A 6247-nucleotide genomic window follows, 5' to 3' on the forward strand; every position below is an offset into this window, starting at 1 on the left:
CCCTCCCATGCCTGCCGTTGAGTTGCCCGTGACCGTGCTGCTGGTTAGCGTCGCCTCGCCATGGTAGACGACTATCCCGCCGCCATGGCTATCGCTGCCCGCAGTGCTGTTGCCGCTGACCGTGCTGCCCGTCAGGGTGAGGCCGTAGCGCGAACTGATGCCGCCGCCACTCGCGTAGCTGCCTGCGGTGCTGTTGCCGCTGATCGTGCTACCGGTCACGGTCAGGCTGCCCGCCCGGATGCCGCCACCATCGGAACGATCCCCCGTCGTGTAGTTTCCGCTTACGGTGCTGTTGGTAATCGTCACGGTCCCGCTGGAAGCATAGATCCCGCCCCCGTCGGCCCCGTTGCCTGTGGTGCTGTTGCCGCTAATGGTGCTGCCCGTCAGGGTCACATCGCCGTACCGTGTGCGAAGGCCGCCTCCATAGGCGTAGTAGCCGGCGGTGCTGTTGCCGCTAACGGTGCTATTGGTCAGCGAGATGTCGCCCCTATGGGTGTGAATGCCTCCGCCATAGGCTTGCTGCCCCGTGGTGGTATTGTTGCTGACCGTGCTGTTCACCAGTGACACGTTGCCTGCAGAGGCGGAAATGCCGCCCCCCGAGGCTCCAAAGCCGGTCGTGCGATTGCCGCTGATCGTGCTGCTGGTGAGCGTGAGGGCGCCATCGGAATCGAAACGAATTCCGCCGCCGCCCGTCGACTCTCCGCCAGTGACAGTAAGCCCCTCAAGTGACAGGTCGCCGCTGGTGGTGGAGAAGTGCAAGACACGCGAGTTTTGCTGCGCGTCGATCACCACGTTCGACGTGAGCGCCGACGCGTCGATCGTGAGTGTGTCGGTGATTTCGAGTTCACCGCCGGTGAGCAAAATCGTCTGGCCGCTCATGCCCGCAGCGAAGGTAATGGTGTTGGGGCCGGCGTTCACGTTGGCCAGGAAAATCGCCTCGCGAAGCGAGAACTGGCCCGCCGAGTAGTCGGAGTCGATCAGGTCGCTGGTGGTGTCGACCACTAGGCCGCCGATGGGGATCGCGGGAGGTTCGGCTTCGAACGCCCCGATGTCGATTCGTCCCGCTTGCACTCGCACGTAGCCTGCGCCGCGCTGATCGAACTCGGCTGCATTAAAAACAATGGCGGGATCGCCCGCGTTGAGTGCAGGACTCCCAGAGAGCAGAGCGTGAGTCAAGGTCGGGCCGCCGTTATCGGCCAGCGGGCCGAGCAGTGGGTCGACGTCGAGCAGGTTGCCGACGCCGGTCGAAGGAGTGATGCCCGAGCCGGTGGTGTCGCCGATTAGGCTGTAGTCGATGGTTGCCGAGGGATTTGTCGCAAGGATGTCGGGAATCGTCCCGCTGTCGGAATTGACCGCGATAATCGAATTGCGGATTGTCAGCATCTCGATATGGTTGAGACGGAAGACACCGCCACCCGCTGAACTTAGAGCCGTGGCGTGATTGTCGACGACGGTGCTGCTGGTGAGGGTCACTTGGCCGTCAGTCCAAACGCCCCCTCCGTCGCCGCCGGAGCTATTGCCACTGATCGTGCTGTTCGTAGCCGACACCGCCCCGACGCCGCCAAAGACGCCCTCGCTCTGGACACCGCCACCATTTCCTGCGGCGCTGTTGCCACTGAGGGTGCTGTCGGTGAGTGTCAAGTTGATAGTAAAGACACCGCCGCCATCGGAATCGGTACCTATAGCACTGTTGCCATCGACGCTGCTGGCGATAAGCGTCACCGTACCAAATCCAGACGAAATCCCGCCACCGTGGGCGCTACTTCCTGCTGTGCTGTTTCCACTGAGCACGCTATCGGTGAGCATCACCGAGCCCAAGAAGTTGGAGAGGCCGCCGCCGCTGGAACTGTTGCCCGCGGTGCTGTTTCCACTGACCACACTATCGGTGAGCGTCACCGATCCGAAGGAGTTGGCGAGCCCGCCGCCGCTGGAACTGTTTCCCACAGTGCTGTTGTTACTAATCAAGCTGCCGCTAACTACAACCGACCCGAGTGTAAACAGGCCGCCACCATCGGCATCGACCCCGAGTGTGCTGTTGCCGCTGACGACCATGTCGGTCAGGGTGAGGGCTCCATCTCCGATGAAACGAATTCCTCCTCCTGAGGCATCGTCAGCAGTGGTTCTGCCGCCAGTGATCGTGAGGCCAGTAAGACCAAGTTCGCCCGTCATGCTGCTGAAATTCAGCACGCGTGATTGCTGCTGGGCGTCGATCGTCACATGGTTCGCCAAGGCCGCAGCGTCGATCGTGAGCGACTCGGTGATTTCAAGTTCGCTGCCAGTCAGCAAAATAGTTTGGTTACTCATTGAGAGAGCGAACGTGATCGTGTCCGCACCCGCTAGGTTGTTCGCCAAGTAGATCGCTTCGCGAAGCGAGAACTCACCCGGCGAAAAGTCATAGTCGATCGTGTCGGCAGTCGAGTCGACGACGAGCCCCCCCGCCGGAAGGTTGAGAATGTCGGACTCGAATGCCCCGATGTCGATCCGGCCCCATTGCACTCGCGCAAAACCCGCACCGCGCTGATCGAACTCGGCAGCATTGAAAACAATCGCCGGGTCGCCCGCACTCATTGCCGGACTGCCGGCGAGGAGTGCCTGCGTCTGCGTGCGGCCGCCGTTGTCGGCCAGCGGGCCGAGCAGCGGGTCGACATCCAGCAAGTTGCCGAGGCCGAATGACGGAGTGATTCCCGAGCCGGTCGCGTCGCCAATCAGGCTGTAGTCGACCGTAAAGGGGCGGGCGGGGTTCGTCGGTGCGAAGAGATCGGGGGAGGTCCCGTTGTCGGTGTTGCCCGCAATGATCGAATTGTGGATCGATAACTGCTCGTAGTGCGTCTGGGAATTTGGGTACAAGTTGAAGTCCGCGCGGCCAATGCCGCCACCAACAGCGCCCGCCGTATTGCCGGTGATCGTGCTGTTTTGAATGAGAACCGGTGCATCACTAGTCCAAATACCCCCTCCATCAACGGCAGCATGGTTGCCAGAGATTGTGCTGCCCGTAATGGTCACCGCGCCATAGACGCTCCAGATACCGCCGCCGTCGGCGTCGGACGCTTCGACACGATTACTGCTAACCGTGCTATCGGTGAGCGTTACCGAGCCACCGCGGGTGAAGATACCGCCACCGAACGCTGTGAGCCCTGTCGTTCGGTTGTTGCTGACCGTGCTACCGGTGAGTGTGAGGGCGCCGTAGGAGTCGAACTTGATGCCGGCGCCCGACTCGTAGTAGCTATTGCCAGTAGTCTTACCGCCGGTGATCGTCACGCCGACGAGATCAAGGTCGCCAGTCGTGCTGCTGAAGTGCAACACGCGCGACTGTTGCTGGGCGTCGATGACGATGTTCACCGAAAGCGCCGAGGCGTCGATCGTGAGCGACTCGGTGATTTCCAGCTCGGCGCCGGTCAAGAAAATCGTCTGTCCGTCGAGTGCAGCGGCGAACGTAATCGTGTCGGCACCTGTAAAACTATTCGCGATCAGAATTGCCTCGCGGAGCGACAGTTGACCTGCCAAGAAATCGTCGTCGACGACGTCGCTTGTCGAGTCGACGACGATGGACCCGCCCGCGACGCCGGGGAGTTGAAGCTCGTAGGCCCCCATGTCTCTTTGGCCGAAGCTAACCCGGGCAAAGCCAGGTCCACGTTGGTCGTTTCCGCCGGAGTTGACAGGATTGCCCGCATTGATCGCGGGGCTACCAAGCCGCAGGGCTTGAGTTGGCGTCGGGCCGCCATTGTCAGCCAAGGGACCCAACATCGGGTCGATGTCAATCAAGTTACCGGTGCCAGTGGCAATATCGAGAAGCTGACTAGCTGAAAGTCCACTACTCGTGTCGCCAATCAGGCTGTGGTCCACCGAGAAAACGGTGCCGGGAGCGAGGTGCAGGTCGAAATCGGCAGTGCTGGTTAAGCCGAAGTTGCCTGCCACGATTGAATTCTCGAGGGTGACGAGATTGGTTGGCACGTTCCCCGTAATAAAGATTCCCCCACCAGCATTGTTACTGACCGTGCTGTCTGTCACTGTCACGTTGGAGGTCGTAAAAATACCTCCACCATAGGCATAGCCATCCGTGTTATTCTTGGTAATGGTGCTATTCGCCACAGACACAGCACCACCATACGTAAAAATCCCCGCACCATTGGAGGTGCTGTGGAATAAGATGTTGCCGCTGAGCGTGCTGTTCGTTAGCGACACATTGCCGGTCATCGAATAAATGCCGCCACCGTTGGAGTGGGGGCCAGCGGTGCCGCTGTAGCTGACCGTGCTGTTGGTTAGAGTGACTTTACCAAAGGGTGTGAATATACCGCCGCCGCTGGCTAAGGCTCCGCCAGTGGCGCTGCCGGTGATGGTGCTGTTATTGAGCGTGAGGGTGCCGGTAGAGATGAATCGGATTCCAGCTCCGCTATTCGTATAATCACTGGCACTAATGTTGCTTCCAGTCGTCAATCCGTTCTTGATGGTCAGGCCATTAATCGTCAGGCCGCCAAAGCTATGGGAAAAGGAAATAACGCGAGAGCCGAGCAACGCGTCGATACTTAACTGGTTTTGTCCCGGACCAGTGATCGTCAGCGAGTCGGTGATCTCCAACTCGCCAGAGGTCAAGGCAATCGTGCCAGAAGTGGCCGCACCCAAAAATAGGATGGTGTCTTGCCCCGGCGAGCTATTCGCTTGGCTGATCGCCTCACGAAGGCTTCCTCCGCCGGAATCCGCAAGATTAATAACGCCAAATGTGGCCAGCATGCGCCGGTCTTCAAGCGGCTCGAACCGCAGAGTGTGAGTCAGCAGCGAACGGCCGGGGCGGAAAGCCTTAGAAGGCGAACGGCCCGACGCGCAGCGGCGCAGCCATTGCCAATGGGTAGATCGCGACATCGTCAGCGCCTCGGCCGTCGGGGGGTGCAAATTCGAGCAGAATGACCACATCAGCCGGCGACGCAGACCGGGCCAGCATAATCGCCAACCTCTCCGCAAACAACCAATTTGGGGGGGGCGAGGGGCGTCTTGGGGTAGGAGAAACGGATCCCCGCAGCTCAATGAAGCACAAAAAATAGTGCCTATAAGCAGACGTGTCGTTCGCTGCGGAGGCGACGGCCCTCCGGCCGACTCACCGACGCGACTTTGATTGGTCCTCAACCCGCCGAGGGTGGACCAACACCAGCGTCTGGGCACCCGGAGCTATCTGCAGAGGTCTAGGCCGAGCAGGGAGACCGCTGCGAGTTAGCGGAACCGGCAATCTGCTGAGGATGATGCAACCTCACTCAGTTCGGCAGCGAACGAGGCTGCTGAGGTGAGCTGCACCGCTGCAAGTTTGGCTGCCCAGGACGACGCCTCCTTTGCACTAACCGGTTTGGCCAAATCAGAGTCGACGTTTCACGCCGAGGCAGGTTTGCGGCACCAGGTTCGACGAAGACTATTCGTGCCGTTGCCGGAGTTCGACGCTGGCCCCGCGTTCGGTCAATGCCCTCCCAACAGGCAAAATCGAAGTTGTCGGACCAACAGCGATTACGCAAGGCAATTCACAAAGAGCTTTGCGAGTTTCCGTCGCCGTCCATCCCTTGTACTGACGCAAGAAGTGATACACATCATTAGATTCATCGTCGACATTAATTAAGTGCAACTCGATAATCGGCCACTGCTCAGCCTGCCAGCCCGCCCAAGATGAGCGCTGTATTTTGCCTGAGAACCTGTCCACGGATAGACACCAAGCTCCGCCACGCATGCACGGTTCACCATTTGTACGATATGGCTCCATAACAGGCTCGAAGACCCAGCCCCAAGGGTGCTCATAGACGTGGTCATCAACGATGACGTACGACTCATGACTAGAAAGGTGTTTCGCCTCGGCATCTGCCGCGTGCTGAGCGAGTTCTTTCGCCGTAGAGTAATCAAGCATTGGAGTCAGCTAGTTGTGGCACGTAGCAGGCGGCTAGGAAGGACTCAATCAAGCTTTCTAACGAGTCACCGAAAGGGTTCTCAAGCTCGACGATATACTGCCTCGGCATCATCGTTCGACGCATTCTAGCAGATGGTCGTAAGTGCAAAGGTGTGACCCCCCCTCATGGGCGTCGAAACGTCCCCGAAACTGCGGTCGGTGGACATCACTTCCTTCAGATTCGGCTCTAGCCAAGTCCCCGAGGGTGGACCAGTTTCGGCGAGTTCCGGCCACGGCGAACCCGCGTCGGTCTAGCTTCAGCGACGACACCTCCGCAGCTGATCCAGGAGGTGCCGCCGCGGCCAGATGCTACGCCTGCGGGAACCTCCT

1 protein-coding gene is annotated in these 6247 nt (G+C 59.8%); it reads right to left on the reverse strand.

The genetic code is table 11. The features are described 5' to 3' along the window. Window positions 1-4857: beta strand repeat-containing protein (locus Pla108_RS20635; protein WP_197526772.1), on the reverse strand; the 4857-nt coding region annotated here is incomplete at its 3' end. Between the last annotated feature and the right edge of the window lie 1390 nt (window positions 4858-6247).

It is taken from the genome of Botrimarina colliarenosi, from assembly GCF_007859955.1.
Lineage (GTDB): Bacteria > Planctomycetota > Planctomycetia > Pirellulales > Lacipirellulaceae > Botrimarina > Botrimarina colliarenosi.